Origin of the sequence: Klebsiella michiganensis, assembly GCA_000963575.1 — a bacterium.
GTDB lineage: Bacteria > Pseudomonadota > Gammaproteobacteria > Enterobacterales > Enterobacteriaceae > Cedecea > Cedecea michiganensis_A.
In genome coordinates this window covers 2567853-2583289 of record CP011077.1, presented here as the reverse complement: position 1 = coordinate 2583289, position 15437 = coordinate 2567853, and the positions used below count along the sequence as shown (strand labels likewise).

At 57.2% G+C, this 15437-nt stretch carries 16 protein-coding genes; 8 read left to right on the top strand and 8 right to left on the bottom strand.

Translation table 11 applies throughout. The annotated features are described in order from the left end of the window. Positions 1-2 precede the first annotated feature (2 nt). From VW41_12070 to pspF, 6 genes are all read right to left on the bottom strand, one after another. Positions 3-809: a peptide ABC transporter ATP-binding protein gene (locus VW41_12070; protein AJZ89717.1), complete on the bottom strand. Its 807-nt coding sequence runs from the start codon at positions 807-809 to the stop codon at positions 3-5. Next, the gene (locus VW41_12065) at positions 809-1801 is read right to left on the bottom strand and encodes a peptide ABC transporter ATP-binding protein (protein AJZ89716.1); all 993 of its coding nucleotides are present in this window, start codon (positions 1799-1801) and stop codon (positions 809-811) included. The genes VW41_12070 and VW41_12065 overlap by 1 nt, the downstream gene beginning before the upstream one ends. Continuing rightward, positions 1801-2691 (bottom strand): peptide ABC transporter permease, encoded by an 891-nt coding sequence (locus VW41_12060; GenBank protein AJZ89715.1) that lies wholly within the window; start codon positions 2689-2691, stop codon positions 1801-1803. The genes VW41_12065 and VW41_12060 overlap by 1 nt, the downstream gene beginning before the upstream one ends. Further along, positions 2678-3643 carry a peptide ABC transporter permease gene (locus VW41_12055; protein ID AJZ89714.1) on the bottom strand — a complete coding sequence of 322 codons (966 nt, stop codon included), beginning with the start codon at positions 3641-3643 and terminating at the stop codon, positions 2678-2680. The genes VW41_12060 and VW41_12055 overlap by 14 nt, the downstream gene beginning before the upstream one ends. Next, entirely contained in the window at positions 3643-5280 is a 1638-nt protein-coding gene (locus VW41_12050) for a peptide ABC transporter substrate-binding protein (GenBank protein ID AJZ89713.1), read from the bottom strand. The genes VW41_12055 and VW41_12050 overlap by 1 nt, the downstream gene beginning before the upstream one ends. A gap of 114 nt (positions 5281-5394) precedes the next feature. After that, positions 5395-6393 carry a phage shock protein gene (gene pspF, locus VW41_12045; GenBank protein AJZ89712.1) on the bottom strand — a complete coding sequence of 333 codons (999 nt, stop codon included), beginning with the start codon at positions 6391-6393 and terminating at the stop codon, positions 5395-5397. 172 nt (positions 6394-6565) lie between these two features. On the opposite strand from pspF, the gene VW41_12040 reads away from it, so the two are divergent. The 7 genes from VW41_12040 (at position 6566) to VW41_12010 (ending at position 12943) form a co-directional block, all read left to right on the top strand. Further along, complete coding sequence (locus VW41_12040; GenBank protein AJZ89711.1) at positions 6566-7234, top strand: phage shock protein; 669 nt, start codon at positions 6566-6568, stop codon at positions 7232-7234. 61 nt (positions 7235-7295) lie between these two features. Further along, entirely contained in the window at positions 7296-7520 is a 225-nt protein-coding gene (gene pspB, locus VW41_12035) for a phage shock protein (protein ID AJZ89710.1), read from the top strand. Beyond that, positions 7520-7879 carry a transcriptional regulator gene (locus tag VW41_12030; protein ID AJZ89709.1) on the top strand — a complete coding sequence of 120 codons (360 nt, stop codon included), beginning with the start codon at positions 7520-7522 and terminating at the stop codon, positions 7877-7879. Before pspB ends, VW41_12030 begins: the two co-directional genes overlap by 1 nt. 140 nt (positions 7880-8019) lie before the next feature. Next, on the top strand, positions 8020-8250 hold the full coding sequence (locus tag VW41_12025) for a phage-shock protein (GenBank protein ID AJZ89708.1): 231 nt from the start codon (positions 8020-8022) through the stop codon (positions 8248-8250). 443 nt (positions 8251-8693) lie between these two features. Next, entirely contained in the window at positions 8694-10091 is a 1398-nt protein-coding gene (locus VW41_12020; protein ID AJZ89707.1) for a hypothetical protein, read from the top strand. Beyond that, a complete protein-coding gene (locus VW41_12015) occupies positions 10088-11155 on the top strand; it encodes a hypothetical protein (protein AJZ89706.1) in 1068 nt (355 codons plus the stop codon). Before VW41_12020 ends, VW41_12015 begins: the two co-directional genes overlap by 4 nt. A 225-nt stretch (positions 11156-11380) precedes the next feature. Next, positions 11381-12943 carry a transcriptional regulator gene (locus VW41_12010; GenBank protein AJZ89705.1) on the top strand — a complete coding sequence of 521 codons (1563 nt, stop codon included), beginning with the start codon at positions 11381-11383 and terminating at the stop codon, positions 12941-12943. 49 nt (positions 12944-12992) lie between these two features. Here the strand turns inward: VW41_12010 and tpx are convergent, their stop codons facing one another. Next, positions 12993-13499 (bottom strand): peroxidase, encoded by a 507-nt coding sequence (gene tpx, locus VW41_12005; protein AJZ89704.1) that lies wholly within the window; start codon positions 13497-13499, stop codon positions 12993-12995. Between the two features lie 138 nt (positions 13500-13637). Here tpx and VW41_12000 point away from each other — a divergent pair, with 138 nt between their 5' ends. Next, complete coding sequence (locus VW41_12000; protein AJZ91947.1) at positions 13638-14603, top strand: L-alanine-DL-glutamate epimerase; 966 nt, start codon at positions 13638-13640, stop codon at positions 14601-14603. A 3-nt stretch (positions 14604-14606) separates the two neighbouring features. On the opposite strand, the gene VW41_11995 is transcribed toward VW41_12000, so the two are convergent. Then, positions 14607-15314 (bottom strand): murein peptide amidase A, encoded by a 708-nt coding sequence (locus VW41_11995; GenBank protein ID AJZ89703.1) that lies wholly within the window; start codon positions 15312-15314, stop codon positions 14607-14609. Positions 15315-15437: the final 123 nt, after the last annotated feature.

Sequence of the window (15437 nt, the reverse complement as noted above, 5' to 3'; positions counted from 1 at the left end):
AATTAACGATCCCTACGCCAGGCGTCAGCGGTTAAAGCTTCGCCGAAGTGGCTGTTAATCAGCCGCTTAGTCAATTCATGAAGCGGGGAGGCCAGCACGTCAGCCGTACTGCCGCGTTCCACCACTTCGCCTTCGTGCATCACCATCACCTGGTCGCTGATGTGCTTCATCATGCCAATGTGCTGGGTTACATAAATATATGAAATACCTTGTTTTTCCTGCAACTCAAGCATCAGGTTGATCAGCTGTGAGCGCATGGACATATCCAGCGAGGCCAGCGCTTCGTCGGCAATAATCACCTTCGGCCTGAGGATCAGCGCGCGGGCCAGGCCAAGACGCTGTTTTTGCCCCGGGGCCAGCATATGCGGATAGTAGCTGGCGTGATCCGGCAGCAGCCCAACCATGCGCAGTGTCTCCAGAATGCGTTTTTGACGCAGTTCAGATTCAAGCCCGGTATTGAGCCGCAGCGGGAAATCCAGAATCTGCGAGATACGCTGGCGCGGATTCAGGGACGTACTCGGATCCTGAAATATCATACGGATCCGCTGGCTGCGCCAGGAATAATCCCCGAAGTGGAGAGGGTGATCGTCAATCACCAATTCGCCGGTGGTTGGCTCAATCATCCCCGCCAGCATTTTTGCCAGCGTAGATTTGCCCGAGCCGTTTTCCCCGATAATCGCGAGCGTCTGTTTCTCACGCAGCGTAAAGTTAAGCGGCTTGACCGCTTCGACGTGCTGGCGGTGGAACAAACCGGTACGGTAGCGAAACGTCTTACTTAAATTGCGGACTTCCAGCAGCGTTTCGACCATTACTGACTCTCCATATTCAGCGGGAAGTGACAGGCATACAGGTGGTTTTTGGCCCCTTCAAGCCTCGGGGCTTCAATGCATTTTCGCTGCGCATACGGGCAGCGAGGCCCAAGACGGCAGCCCATCGGTAATTGCTCCAGCAGCGGAATCGCGCCCGGCATGGTGTTTAACCGGCTCTTGTGCGGCATCGGGCTACCAAAATCAGGGATAGCGCGGATCAGCGCCTGGGTATACGGGTGGTGCGGCGTGGCGACCAGCTCCTCGCTCGTTGCGCTCTCCACTGTCTGCCCGCAGTACATGACGTTAATTTTATCTGCCCATTGGCTCAGCATTTGCAGGTCGTGGCTAATCAGTAGAATGGTGGTGTTGTTGTTCTGATTAAGCCGCGTTAACAAACGGAAGATTTGCGACTGGGTGGTCGGCTCCATGGCGTTGGTCGGTTCGTCCGCAATCAGCAGGCGCGGCTGGTTTGCCAGCGCGATGGCAATCATCACTTTCTGGCATTCGCCTTCCGTCAGTTCGTACGGATAGCTGTTCATGGCGTCTTTGTGATCTTTAATTCCCACCCGATGCAGCAGTTCGATGGCCCGGCGTTTGCGCCAGCCAAAGCGTTGCCACCAGCGGCCCTTATACGTCCAGCCCGGAATGTTCTGGGTCAGCTGGCGGCCAATTCTTTCCGACGGGTCAAGACAGGATTGTGGCTCCTGGAAAATCATCGACACGTTGTGACCGACCAGGCGGCGGCGTTCTCGCGGCGAAAGTCTCAGCAGGTCAATATCGTCAAAGCGCATACGGTCGGCTGTAACGCGCCAGTTATCTTTGGTGACGCCACAGATGGCCTTGGCTATCAGGCTCTTCCCCGAGCCGGACTCGCCGACCAGGCCGCGAATTTCCCCTTCGCCAAGCGTCATACTCACGCGATCGACGGCTTTGACCCAGCCTTCGGACGTCATAAATTCGATGGTCAGGTTGCGGATATCAAGTAGCGGCATTATTGCACCCCCGCGTTAATCGCGCGTCGCAGGCCGTCGCCGAGCAAGTTCACCAGCAGGACGCTTATCATGATGGCGGCTCCGGGCAGCATGACCGTCCAGGGCGCAACGTAAATCAGCTCCAGCGCATCGCCAAGCATCGCGCCCCATTCCGGGGAAGGGAGCTGCGCGCCAAGATCGAGAAAACCGAGCGCGGCAATGTCCAGAATAGCCATAGACAGCGCCCGGGTGATTTCTGTTACCAGCGTGGCGGTGATATTTGGCATGACGGCAAACCACAGAATATTCAGCGTGGAAGCGCCGTCCAGACGGGCGGCGACCACATACTCTTTCTCCAGTTCATCGTGCACCGCGCTGTAGACAGAGCGTACCATTCGCGGCAGCAGCGCAAGCCAGACCGCAAACATCGCGTGGCTGAGATGCGGGCCAGCAAAGGCGACCACGATAATCGCCAGCAGCAGAGAAGGAATCGACAGCAGCGTATCCAGAATGTGGTTCAGTACCGCGGAGCGCAGCCCGTGTGTCGACCCGGCAATCACCCCGAGCACGATGCCACAGATTGTCGCTGCAAGCGTGACGACAAACGCCCCGCCCACCGTCGGGGCTGCGCCACTCAACAGGCGGCTCAGCACGTCACGGCCGAGATCGTCGGTTCCGAGGAAGAACGAAACCTCCCCATAGCGCGACCAGGAGGGCGGTAAAAGCTGATAGCCCAGAAACTGCTGGTCAATTTGATAAGGGGCGAAAAGGCCACCGAACAGGCACAGGATAGCCAGGCCGCCGCAGCCATAGAGACCTATCATCGCGGTGGTGTCGCCATAGAATTTTCGCCACGTCAGGCGCAGCGTACTTGGCGGTCGCTTCTCGCGGTAGACGCTATCGTAAGGCATACCATTCCTTATGCTTCAGTGGGTTGGCCATAGCGCCCAAAATATCGGAAATCACATTAACAATAATCACCAGTGAGCCAATCACCATCACCCCGGCGGAAATCGCCATGTAGTCCTGCTGGCGAATGGCGTTAATCAGCCAGCGACCCAGGCCCGGCCAGCTAAAGACCACTTCGGTTATCATCGCCAGGGTTAGCATGGTTGAAAACTGCAGGCCCAGACGAGGGATCACCGGCGGCAGCGCGTTGTGCAGCACATGGCGATGCAAAATAGTGAAACGGGAAAGCCCGCGCGTGGCGGCCGCTTTGACATAATTCTGGTCGAACACTTCAATGGTGCTGATACGCATCAGGCGAATGACTTCGGTGGTCGGGGCGACGGCCAGGGCGGCGACTGGCAGCACCATATGGCGCAGGGCGCTGACGATCATTTCGCTACGGTAAGGGGAGTCAGAGAGCCACGCATCTACCAGCGCAAAGCCGGTGACGGACTTCACTTCATACAGCAGGTCAAAGCGCCCGGACACCGGGAACCAGCCCAGGGTCAGCGAGAAGAACAGCGTCAGCAGCAGCGCCAGCCAGAAGACCGGAATAGAAAAACCTACCAGCGCCAGGGCGCTGATCAGCTTATCCTGCCACTTATTGCGCATGATACCTGCCAGCATCCCGACCGGAATGCCTATCAGCAGCGCCAGGCCAAAGGCCAGAATGCACAGCTCCATGGTCGCCGGGAATACATCGCGTAATTGCTCATTAATCGACTGACCGTTAATGCTGGAAACGCCAAAATCCCAGTGCAGCAGGCTTTCAAACCAGAACACCCAGGCGTTCCACAGCGAGGCGCCCTGCAGCGGGGCATGGGGCGTAAAGTAGTTGAGGCTAAAGCCGACCACCGCCAGGAACAACAGGGTGATCAACAGCAGCAATAATCGCCGTAAAGTGAAGATGATCATTATTTTTTGGCCTCTTCGTTTTCCCTGGACACGCCGGCAAACGAGGCGTTGCCGAATGGGCTGAGCACCAGGCCTTTCATGTCATAGCGGTAGGCCTGCAGCCTTAATGAAGAGGCCAGCGGCAGCACCGGTAGCTCGGCAGATAGAATATCCTGCGCTTCGTTATAGGCTTCAATACGGGCGGAAAGCTGCTGAGAAGAGAGCGCTTTTTGCAGCACGCTGTCAAACTGCGGGTTACACCAGCGGGCATAGTTAGTTTGCGAGCCAATCGCCGCGCAGCTCAGCATCGGGCGGAAGAAGCTGTCCGGATCGTTACTGTCCGTTGCCCAGCCGGCAAGCGTCAGATCGTGGTTCATGTCCATCAGCCTGGCTTCCTGGAAACGTCCCTCCATCGGCACGATTATCACCTTCACGCCAATCTGCGCCATATCCGCCTGAATCAGCTCGGCGGTTTTCAGCGGGCTTGGGTTCCACGCCTGAGAACTTGTGGGAACCCACAGGCGAAGCTCCAGGTTGTCCACGCCTAAGGCCTGCAACTGTTCCCGAGCTTTCGCCGGGTTGTACTCGGTAATTTTCGCGTCGTTATCGTAGGCCCAGGAGGCGCGAGGCAAAATTGATGCGGCGGTTTCTGCCGTCCCGTAATAAATAGACTGCATCAGGCGCTGGTTATTGATGGCAAGCGCCAGCGCATGGCGAACGGCCGGGTTATTCAGCGGCGGCTTGTTGGTGTTAAACGCCAGATACGCGATGTTCATGCCTGGGCGAAGTGTCAGGCGCAGACGCGGGTCATCACGCAGAATAGTTAACTGGCTTGCCGCAGGCCAGGCCAGCACGTCGCATTCCCCGGTGAGCAGTTTGGAAAGACGCCCCGTGCCGCCGGAGCCGAGATCGACCACCACCTGTGGCATCAGCGGTACGCCGCGCCAGAAGCGCTGGTTGCGCGCCAGGCGAATGTACTGCCCGGCGCGGTATTCGCTCAGCAGGAAGGGGCCGGTACCGACCGGCTGCCTGTCCATCAATTCCTGATGATCGGCTTTGGTCAACTGCGCGGCGTATTCGGCGGACATCACTGACGCGTAATGGGTGGCCAGATGCCAAAGGAAAGAGGCATCCGGCTTGTTGAGCCGGAATTCAACGGTATTGTCATCCAGCTTGCGAACGCTTTTCACCGTTTCCGGGAACTGGAGACTGTCGAAATAGGGGTAACTGCCGCCGTTAACGTTATGCCACGGATGGTTGCGGTCGAAAATACGTTCAAAAGTGAAGACCACGTCATCGGCATTTAGCGCCCGGGTGGGCTTAAACCACGCGGTAGTCTGGAACTGGACATTGTGGCGCAGGTGGAAGCGATAGGTGGCGCCGTTATCCAGCACTTCCCAGCTTTCTGCCAGCTCAGGCACCAGGCGATAGGTATAAGGATCGACGTCCAGCAGGCGGTCATACAGCTGCGCCGCCAGCGTGTCGACGGTCAACCCACCGCTGGTCATCTGCGGGTTAAAGGTGTTGACCTGCCCGTTGACGCAATAAACAAAGCCACTGCGGCGAATATCTGCCGGCTTTTCAGCGGGCGTAGCGGCACGCGCCGCGCCGCTCAGGCAGCATAAACCCAGTAACAGGGAGGAGAGCATTCCGCGCATAAGTTTTTGAGTTATCTCAAGTGATAGGCAAAGTGTATCGCACTCTTGCCTTCTCCCCAAAATTACTGGTGACGATCGGCAATTTTCTGCGCAGGACGATGAAAAAAACGCCGCTTAGTCCGACGCCGGGCTGGTTAACTGATGCTTTTTCAGCATCGCCCGCAGCTGATGATAACTCACGCCCAGCAGTTCTGCAGCCCGGCGCTGGTTAAAAGCTGCCTGCCTCAGGCTCTGTTCCAGCAGGCTTTTCTCCTGCTCGTTTTGCCAGCTTCGCAGATCGAGCGGCAGGGGGGGCGCACTCGTCGCAGCCTCTTTTCTGGCCTGAAAGAGCGGGGCGGGTTTATGGGTGAAAGGGTTAAGGATAATGTTATCCAGCGCTTCATCGCTTGAGCCGTGGCGGTACACCGAGCGCTCAACCACGTTTTTTAGCTCGCGAATATTGCCCGGCCAGCCATAGTTAAGCAGCGTCTCGCAGGCCCTCCCGGTAAAGCCTGGAAACAGCGGCAGATTAAGTTCCCGGCACATTTGAATCGCAAAGTGATCGGCCAGCAGCAGAATATCCGAGCGCCGCTCACGCAGGGGCGGGAGCATGACTACGTCAAACGCCAGCCTGTCAAGCAGGTCGGCACGGAATTTTCCTTGTTCGGCCAACTCAGGTAAGTCAGCATTGGTGGCGCAGACCAGACGGGTATTAACCTGCAGCGGCTGGCTACCGCCAACGCGCTCAAGCTCGCCGTATTCCACCACCCGCAACAGTTTCTCCTGTACCAGCATCGGGGCCGTGGCGAGTTCATCGAGAAACAACGTGCCGCCTTCCGCGCGCTCAAAACGCCCCTGATGGCGCTTCTGCGCGCCGGTAAACGCGCCGGCTTCATGGCCAAACAGTTCACTGTCGAGCAGGTTTTCGTTCAGCGCCGCGCAGTTGAGGGAGATAAAAGGCCCCTGCCAGCGCTGCGAGAGGAAATGCAGACGGTTGGCAATCAGCTCTTTACCGGTGCCACGCTCGCCGATGACCAGCACTGGCTTATTCAGCGGTGCCAGGCGGGAAACCTGTTCCATGACCTCCAGGAAGCTATTAGCCTCTCCGATGAGGCTATCCTTATTTTCAGACATGGTTAAATTACCCAACAGTTAGTTAATTTAACCACTATAGCGGCTTTTGTTCGATCGTCAAATTTTCATTAATCCTTATTAATCAATGGAATAAAAAGTTGGCACGGATGCTGCAATATCATATCCGAGCAGAGTGCCTGGCACCTGAGATAATGACTAAGAGGATTGAATTATGGGTATTTTTTCTCGTTTTGCCGACATCGTGAATGCGAACATCAACTCCCTGCTGGAGAAAGCGGAAGATCCGCAGAAGCTGGTGCGCCTGATGATTCAGGAAATGGAAGACACGCTGGTGGAAGTGCGTTCCACTTCAGCCCGCGCGCTGGCCGAGAAGAAGCAGCTGAGCCGTCGCGTTGAACAGGCGACCGCGCAGCAGGCCGAATGGCAGGAAAAAGCCGAACTGGCGCTGCGTAAAGAGAAAGAAGATCTGGCCCGTGCCGCGCTGATTGAAAAACAGAAGCTGACTGACCTGATTGGGACGCTGGAAAATGAAGTCGTTCATGTGGACGAAACCCTGGCGCGAATGAAGAAAGAAATCGGCGAGCTGGAAAACAAGCTGAGCGAAACCCGCGCTCGCCAGCAGGCGCTAACCCTGCGTCACCAGGCGGCATCTTCTTCACGCGACGTTCGCCGTCAGCTGGACAGCGGTAAACTGGATGAGGCGATGGCCCGTTTCGAATCTTTCGAACGCCGCATCGACCAGATGGAGTCCGAGGCGGAAAGCCACGGGTTTGGCAAACAGAAGTCGCTGGACACTCAGTTTGCCGAGCTGAAAGCGGATGATGAAATCAGCGCTCAGATAGCTGCGCTTAAAGCAAAAATGAACCAGGATCGTCAATAATAATCCAGGCCGCGGTGCGCAGGGCGTACCGCGATTCAAGCCTGACCTGTAAGGAGTAGACATGACCGCGCTTTTTCTTGCCATCCCGCTGACCATCTTTGTGCTGTTTGTGGCGCCGATTTGGCTGTGGCTTCACTACAGCAACCGTTCTAACGGGGAGCAGCTTTCACAGAGTGAGCAGCAGCGCCTTGCCCAGTTGACCGATGAAGCGCGACAGATGCGGGAGCGTATTCAGTCTCTGGAACAGATCCTTGATGCCGAACACCCGAACTGGAGAAACAACTAATGGTGAATTCATTTTCCGGTCGTAAGCTGTGGCGCATCCCGGAAAAAGGGATGCTGAAAGGGGTTTGCGCGGGTATTGCGCAATACCTTGATGTGCCGGTCAAGCTGGTCCGCGCCATTGCTATTTTATCGATATTCTTTGGCCTGTCGTTCTTTGTGCTGGTGGCCTACATCGTGATGACCTTTGTTCTGGATCCGATGCCCTACGGTGCAGATGAAAAAAACGCGCAACCGACCAGCCGCGACTTGCTAAACACGGTGGACGCTGAGCTGGCCGCAGGTGAGCAACGTTTACGCTCGATGGAGCGCTACATCACCTCTGACACTTTCACGCTGCGCAGCCGTTTCCGTCAGCTTTAAAAATAACCCTCACCCGACCCCTCTCCTTGAGGGCGAGGGGACAAACAGCTTTTCTCCCTCTCCTGGGGGGGAGAGCCGGGGTGAGGGCGCTCAGGCTCAATGCCAATCACACACCGCCATTAACCGCTTTTGGAGAGACAATGACTACATTCCAATCCGTCAGCCAGAAAGCTAAACCGGGACTGAAACTTGCCGGGAAGCTTGCTTTGCTTGTCGCGCTGCGATTCGGCCCGGCGGGTTTTGCGGCGTGGGCGATAAAATCCGTAGCACGCCGCCCGCTGAAAATGGTGCTGGCCGTGGTGCTGGAGCCGTTACTGACCCGCATCCTGCGTAACGTCTCCGACCGTTACGACCGCCGCATGGCAAAATAACCTCCTTCTAACGGCGGGTTTTCTCGCTGTACGCCAAATAATTCGAGTTGCAGGCAGACGGCAAGGCCGGGAGTTCTCAGGAGCATAGCTAAGGGGCGAGCGGATGCAGCCAACGCACATGCAACTTGAAGTCTGACGGGCATATAACGCTTTGATTCCTGGCAATCACCCCCATTTGATATTATCAATGAAGGTATTTTCTGCAGCGGAAGGCAATCAGGACGCTTATGAACCGAATCAAAAACGAACTTAACGCCCTGGTGAACCGGGGCGTCGATCGTCATTTACGCCTGGCGGTAAATAGCTAAGGGGCGAGCGGATGCAGCCAACGCACATGCAACTTGAAGTCTGACGGGCATATAACGCTTTGATTCCTGGCAATCACCCCCATTTGATATTATCAATGAAGGTATTTTCTGCAGCGGAAGGCAATCAGGACGCTTATGAACCGAATCAAAAACGAACTTAACGCCCTGGTGAACCGGGGCGTCGATCGTCATTTACGCCTGGCGGTAACCGGGCTGAGCCGTAGCGGTAAAACCGCATTTATTACCGCGATGGTTAACCAGCTGCTGGGTATTCATACCGGGGCACGCCTGCCGATGCTGAGTGCCGCCCGTGAAGAGCGTTTGCTTGGGGTTAAGCGCGTGCCGCAGCGGGATCTGGGTATTCAGCGTTTTACCTATGATGAAGGCATGGCGCAGCTTTACGGCACGCCACCGGCCTGGCCGACGCCTACCCGCGGCGTAAGCGAAATGCGTCTGGCGCTGCGTTATCGCTCCAGCGACTCTCTGCTGCGCCACTTCAAAGACACGTCAACGCTTTACCTGGAAATCGTGGATTATCCAGGGGAGTGGCTGCTCGACCTGCCCATGCTGGCTCAGGATTACCTGAGCTGGTCTCGCCAAATGACCGGCCTGCTGCAGGGCCAGCGCGCCGAGTGGTCAGCACAGTGGCGGCGCCTTTGTGAAGGGTTAGATCCCCTTGCGCCCGCCGATGAAAACCGCCTGGCGGCGATTTCCGAGGCGTGGACCGACTATCTAATGCGCTGCAAAAAAGAAGGGCTGCATTTTATTCAGCCGGGGCGTTTTGTGCTGCCCGGAGACATGGCGGGAGCGCCCGCGCTGCAGTTCTTCCCGTGGCCGGATGTGGACGGCTTTGGCGAGTCTAAGCTTGCCCAGGCGGATAAGAGCAGCAACATCGGTATGCTGCGCGCGCGTTTTGACTACTACTGTGAAAAAGTGGTGAAAGGGTTCTATAAGAATCATTTCCTGCGCTTTGACCGGCAGATTGTGCTGGTGGACTGCCTGCAGCCGCTCAACAGCGGCCCCCAGGCGTTCAACGACATGCGGCTGGCGTTAACCCAGCTCATGCAAAGCTTCCATTACGGGCAGCGCACGCTGTTCCGCCGCCTTTTTTCTCCGGTGATCGATAAGCTGCTGTTTGCTGCTACCAAAGCCGATCATGTTACGGTTGACCAGCATGCCAACATGGTTTCTTTGCTGCAACAGCTTGTGCAGGACGCCTGGCAAAATGCGGCCTTCGAAGGCATCAGTATGGACTGCATGGGGCTGGCTTCCGTGCAGGCGACGCAAAGCGGCATCGTGGAAGTACAGGGGGAGCAAATCCCGGCGCTGCGCGGCAACCGTCTGAGCGACGGTGAACCGCTGACGGTTTATCCAGGGGAAGTCCCTTCGCGCCTGCCCGGCAACGCTTTCTGGCAGAACCAGGGCTTTCAGTTTGAACAATTTCGCCCGCAGGTAATGGACGTCGACCGTCCGCTGCCGCACATCAGACTGGACGCGGCGCTGGAATTCTTGATTGGAGATAAATTGCGATGAGCGATCCTATTAAACCGCGCATCGATTTTGCGCAGCCGCTGGAGGCGGAAAAAGAGCAGGACTGGAAAGCGGCCCATGCGTTCAGTGAACCCGACGCGCAAAAGTTTACCCCGGTCACCGCCAGCGTTGAAACGCTGGCCGACGAAGAAGGTCAGGCTGAGGCGGTTATTGAGGCTGCTTTAAGGCCGAAGCGTAGCCTGTGGCGCAAAATGGTTACGGCCGGGCTGGCGCTGTTTGGCGTCAGCGTGGTGGCCCAGGGCGTGCAGTGGACCCACAGCGCTTTTGTGAACCAGGACTGGATCGCGCTCGGCGGCGGCGTTGCCGGGGGGCTTATCGTTGCGGCCGGCGTGGGCTCGATTGCCAGCGAATGGCGGCGACTGTGGCGTTTGCGCCAGCGTGCCGAAGAGCGCGATGAGGCCCGGGAACTGCTTGCCAGTCACGGCACGGGCAGAGGGCGGGCGTTCTGTGAAAAACTTGCCGGCCAGGCCGGGCTGGATAAAGGCCATCCGGCGCTGCAGCGCTGGTATGCCTCCATTCACGAAACCCACAACGACCGGGAAGTCGTGGCGCTTTATGCTCAGTTGGTTCAGCCGGTGCTGGACGCCCAGGCCAGGCGGGAAATCAGCCGCTCGGCCGCGGAATCCACGCTGATGATTGCCGTCAGCCCGCTGGCGCTGGTGGATATGGCCTTTATTGCCTGGCGCAACCTGCGCCTGATTAACCGGATCGCCACGCTATATGGCATCGAACTGGGCTATTTCAGCCGCATTCGCCTGTTCCGTCTGGTGCTGCTGAATATTGCTTTCGCCGGCGCGAGCGAGCTGGTGCGTGAAGTTGGCATGGACTGGATGTCGCAGGATATTGCCGCGAGGCTTTCTGCTCGAGCGGCACAGGGCATAGGGGCCGGGCTGCTGACTGCTCGTCTGGGTATCAAGGCGATGGAACTCTGCCGCCCGCTGCCGTGGCTGGAGGATGACAAGCCCCGGCTGGGCGATTTCCGCAAACAGCTTCTGGTTCAGCTGAAAGAGACGCTGGCCTCAGGGAAAAACAAACCGGCCAACTGACGTTGTTAGCTTGCGCCAAGGGCAGCTTCGGCTGCCCTTGGTTGTTTACAGCACGCGTATAAATATGGCGCTTGTTGACCAGTGGTTTGTCTTTTAGTGTCAACATTTCATGACAGGCATCTTCTTGCCAACGACTAACTGCGTTATCATCCCTGCAACTCTATGAGGTCCTTCAGCCCGGCTGAAGGTCGTATAGGCCGTTTACCGTAACATAAGGTCACCTGCATGCGTCTGGAAGTCTTTTGTCAGGACCGCCTTGGTCTCACTCGTGAACTACTCGATCTGTTAGTGCTGCGCGGTATTGATTTGCGCGGTATCGAAATTGACCCAATTGGGCGTATTTACCTTAATTTTTCCTCCCTTGATTTTGAATCCTTCAGCAGCCTGATGGCTGAAATCCGCCGTATCCCTGACGTTACCGACGTGCGTAAAGTGCCGTGGATGCCTTCCGAGCGTGAGCATCGCGCCCTGAGCGCGCTGCTTGAGGCGCTGCCGGAACCGGTACTGTCGCTGGATATGCGCAGCAAAGTTGAGCTGGCCAACCCGGCAAGCTGTGCGCTGTTCGGGCAGAGCGAAGATCGCCTGCGTAATCACAATGCGGGCACGTTGATTAACGGATTTAACTTCACCCGCTGGCTGGAGAGCGAACCGCACGACTCCCATACCGAACATGTCGTGATCCATGGGCAAAACTTCCTGCTGGAGATCACGCCGGTTCATCTGGATGGCGAAGATAATCAGCCGCTGCTGGTTGGCGCAGTTGTTATGCTGCGCTCTACCGTGCGCATGGGACGCCAGCTGCAAAATCTCTCCAGCAGCGACTTCAGCGCCTTTGATCAGATTGTCGCCGTCAGCCAGAAAATGCGTCATGTGGTTGAGCAGGCCCGCAAACTGTCGCTGCTGAATGCGCCGCTGTTGATTGTGGGCGATACCGGCACCGGGAAAGATCTTCTGGCCAACGCCTGCCACCTGAGCAGCCCGCGAGCGCAAAAACCTTACCTGGCGCTGAACTGCGGCTCCATTCCCGATGATGTGATTGAAAGCGAACTGTTTGGTCACGCGGCCGGAGCCTATGCAAACGCCGTCGAAGGCAAAAAAGGCTTCTTTGAACAGGCCAACGGTGGGTCAGTGCTGCTGGACGAAATCGGTGAAATGTCGCCGCGTATGCAGACCAAGCTGCTGCGCTTCCTGAACGACGGCACTTTCCGTCGCGTAGGCGAAGAGCATGAGGTGCATGTTGATGTCCGTGTGATTTGCGCGACGCAAAAAAACCTGGTGGAACTGGTGCAGAAAGGTGAGTTCCGCGAGGATCTCTATTATCGCCTCAACGTCCTGACCCTGAATCTGCCGCCGCTGCGCGATCGCCCGCAGGACATCATGCCGCTGACGGAGCTGTTCGTGGCGCGCTTTGCCGACGAACAGGGCGTGCCGCGGCCTAAGCTGTCTCACGATTTAAGCAGCGTGCTGACCCGCTACGGCTGGCCGGGCAACGTGCGCCAGCTGAAAAACGCCATCTACCGTGCGTTAACCCAGCTGGAAGGCTACGAGCTGCGTCCGCAGGACATCCTGCTGCCGGACTTTGACTCGGCCAGCCTCGCCGTGGGGGAAGAGGCGATGGAAGGCTCGCTGGACGATATTACCAGCCGCTTTGAACGCTCGGTATTAACGCAGCTTTACCGCAGTTATCCAAGTACGCGTAAGCTGGCTAAACGGTTAGGTGTTTCCCATACCGCGATTGCCAACAAGCTGCGCGAGTACGGGCTGAGCCAGAAGAAGGGCGAAGAGTAAAACAAAAACCCCGGGAGACCGGGGTTTTCTTTTCATACAGGCCTGAGGTTTAAGCCTTCAGCACTTCCAGTGCCGCAGCGTAATCCGGCTCGTTGGTGATTTCATTCACCAGCTCGCTGAACACCACTTCATCATTTTCATTGATAACCACTACCGCACGAGCGGTCAGGCCTTTCAGCGCGCCTTCGGCAATGCTGACGCCGTAAGTCTGCTGGAACTCAGGGTTACGCAGGGTGGACAGGGTGACAACGTTGTTCAGGCCTTCCGCGCCGCAGAAACGGGACTGAGCGAACGGCAGGTCGGCAGAAATACACAGCACAACGGTGTTATCCAGCTCGGTAGCCAGCTGGTTGAATTTGCGCACGGACGCGGCACACACGCCGGTGTCGATGCTTGGGAAAATATTCAGCACTTTACGTTTGCCGGCAAACTGGCTCAGCGCAACGTCAGAAAGATCTTTCGCGACCAGAGAGAAGGCGGCGGCTTTGCTGCCCGTCTGTGGGATCTGACCTGCAACCTTGACCGGGTTGCCCTGGAAATGAACGGTTTGTGACATGTTTAATCTTCCTTTTACATAAAATTAACGCCGGGAACAGTGTATTCCAGGAAATCCGTGATGAACATAAAAAACTGAAAGTACATGCAAAAGCGTGGGCTCGCTATACTCAGGCGATAACCCCAAGGGAGACTGATGATGAGAACAGTGAAAGTTTACCAGGAAGCCTGGCCGCTCCATACGCCATTTGTGATATCGCGTGGAACCCGCAGCGAGGCGGTTGTGGTGGTGGTGGAAATAGAACAGGACGGCATAAAAGGCGTCGGTGAATGCACCCCGTACCCGCGCTATGGCGAAAGCGATGCTTCGGTGCTGGCCCAAATCACCACGGTACTTTCACGGCTTGAGCGCGGTATGACGCGCGCTGAATTACAGGAAGCTCTTCCGCCTGGGGCGGCGCGGAACGCCATTGACAGCGCGCTTTGGGACCTGGAAGCCCGACTGAAACACACGACAATATCCGCCCTGAACGCGGTCGAATTACCTGAAATGTTGACCACGGCGCAAACGGTCACGATTGCCCCCCCGGAACAAATGGCCGCCTCTGCGGCTTTGCTTTGGCAGAAGGGCGCCCGCCTGCTTAAGGTGAAACTGGACGATCGCCTTATCACCGAACGGATGGTGGCCATCAGGGCGGCGGTGCCGGAAGCCATTTTGATTGTAGACGCCAACGAGTCCTGGCGGAGCGATGGCCTGGCCGCCCGCTGCCAGCTACTGGCCGATCTCAACGTGGCGATGCTGGAACAGCCGCTCCCGGCGGGGGATGACGATGCGCTGGCGAATTTTATTCACCCGCTGCCGATTTGTGCCGATGAAAGTTGCCACACCCGCAGCAGCCTGCCGGCGCTGACCGGGCGCTATGACATGGTGAACGTTAAGCTCGATAAAACCGGTGGTTTGACCGAGGCATTATTGCTGGCTCAGGCCGCGCGGGGGCAGGGGTTTGATGTCATGCTCGGCTGTATGCTCTGCACCTCGCGAGCGATTGCCGCCGCGTTGCCGCTGGCGGCTAAGGTACGCTTTGCCGACCTCGATGGCCCCACCTGGCTTGCCGTAGACGTGGAGCCATCGCTGCATTTTGAGACGGGAAAACTTTACCCTTAATGTTTACCTGTGCCAGTGCAAAAGGTCAGTCATCGCACGCAGGTAGCGCTCGCTGGCCTCATCTGCGGAAATCGGCGGGAATTCCGCCGTAATGCAGGGCAGGCCTAAATCAGCGCACCAACTGCCGAACGAACCCGGCGTTTCGTAGCCAACGCTCGTCACCAGCGGCAGCGCGAAGGCTTCTGCCAGCCAGTGTCCCAGCGCGGAGCTGTGCGGATCTTCAATGCAGCCCAGCGGATCGTGAAAAGAGACTATCCATGCGGGCTGAAGTTGGTGAATAAGCTGGCACAGGGCGGTGGTTTCTGGTTCGGAACCCGGCGTTTGCCCGGTGGAGAGCACTACGTCGCGCTTATCCGCGCTGCTGTTCCAGCGGTAAACAGTATCGCCAGCTTTCCAGTTGGCCGCCGGGAAGTTGCGGTTCAGGTCGACGCCGTGCGCATTAGCGCGCAGGCCAAGCTGGCAGCCATCCGGGTTTACCGCCAGTACCACATGGTGCCGCCGAAACTGCGGTTCAAGCGTTCTTAAGGCGCAGGAAAGCGCTACCATCGCGGCGTTTTCATCGCCGTGAGTACCGGCAATGATGAGCCCGCTGTGTTCTTCCGTTTGCGTGGCGGGGAAATAGAGCAGCGGCGCACCTAATACCGATTTGCCGTAACGTTCACAGCCCGGCGGCAGATGGCCACGCTGGGCGCGAGGGCGGGTCGTGGGCATGATATTCCTCTCACTGAATAGCGGCTGTTAACGTCATTAATAGCAATGTTTCAGGGAAAACTCACCTTAATCCGCAGATGTGAGCTTTTTCGTGGAATCAAAAGAATAAATTACGCTACAGTA

Excerpts from the sequence above, each read along its gene's own strand:
- VW41_12070 (AJZ89717.1), bottom strand. The coding sequence starts at position 809 with ATGGTCGAAACGCTGCTGGAAGTCCGCAATTTAAGTAAGACGTTTCGC.
- VW41_12065 (AJZ89716.1), bottom strand. The coding sequence starts at position 1,801 with ATGCCGCTACTTGATATCCGCAACCTGACCATCGAATTTATGACGTCC.
- VW41_12060 (AJZ89715.1), bottom strand. The coding sequence starts at position 2,691 with ATGCCTTACGATAGCGTCTACCGCGAGAAGCGACCGCCAAGTACGCTG.
- VW41_12055 (AJZ89714.1), bottom strand. The coding sequence starts at position 3,643 with ATGATCATCTTCACTTTACGGCGATTATTGCTGCTGTTGATCACCCTG.
- VW41_12050 (AJZ89713.1), bottom strand. The coding sequence starts at position 5,280 with ATGCGCGGAATGCTCTCCTCCCTGTTACTGGGTTTATGCTGCCTGAGC.
- pspF (AJZ89712.1), bottom strand. The coding sequence starts at position 6,393 with ATGTCTGAAAATAAGGATAGCCTCATCGGAGAGGCTAATAGCTTCCTG.
- VW41_12040 (AJZ89711.1), top strand. The coding sequence starts at position 6,566 with ATGGGTATTTTTTCTCGTTTTGCCGACATCGTGAATGCGAACATCAAC.
- pspB (AJZ89710.1), top strand. The coding sequence starts at position 7,296 with ATGACCGCGCTTTTTCTTGCCATCCCGCTGACCATCTTTGTGCTGTTT.
- VW41_12030 (AJZ89709.1), top strand. The coding sequence starts at position 7,520 with ATGGTGAATTCATTTTCCGGTCGTAAGCTGTGGCGCATCCCGGAAAAA.
- VW41_12025 (AJZ89708.1), top strand. The coding sequence starts at position 8,020 with ATGACTACATTCCAATCCGTCAGCCAGAAAGCTAAACCGGGACTGAAA.
- VW41_12020 (AJZ89707.1), top strand. The coding sequence starts at position 8,694 with ATGAACCGAATCAAAAACGAACTTAACGCCCTGGTGAACCGGGGCGTC.
- VW41_12015 (AJZ89706.1), top strand. The coding sequence starts at position 10,088 with ATGAGCGATCCTATTAAACCGCGCATCGATTTTGCGCAGCCGCTGGAG.
- VW41_12010 (AJZ89705.1), top strand. The coding sequence starts at position 11,381 with ATGCGTCTGGAAGTCTTTTGTCAGGACCGCCTTGGTCTCACTCGTGAA.
- tpx (AJZ89704.1), bottom strand. The coding sequence starts at position 13,499 with ATGTCACAAACCGTTCATTTCCAGGGCAACCCGGTCAAGGTTGCAGGT.
- VW41_12000 (AJZ91947.1), top strand. The coding sequence starts at position 13,638 with ATGAGAACAGTGAAAGTTTACCAGGAAGCCTGGCCGCTCCATACGCCA.
- VW41_11995 (AJZ89703.1), bottom strand. The coding sequence starts at position 15,314 with ATGCCCACGACCCGCCCTCGCGCCCAGCGTGGCCATCTGCCGCCGGGC.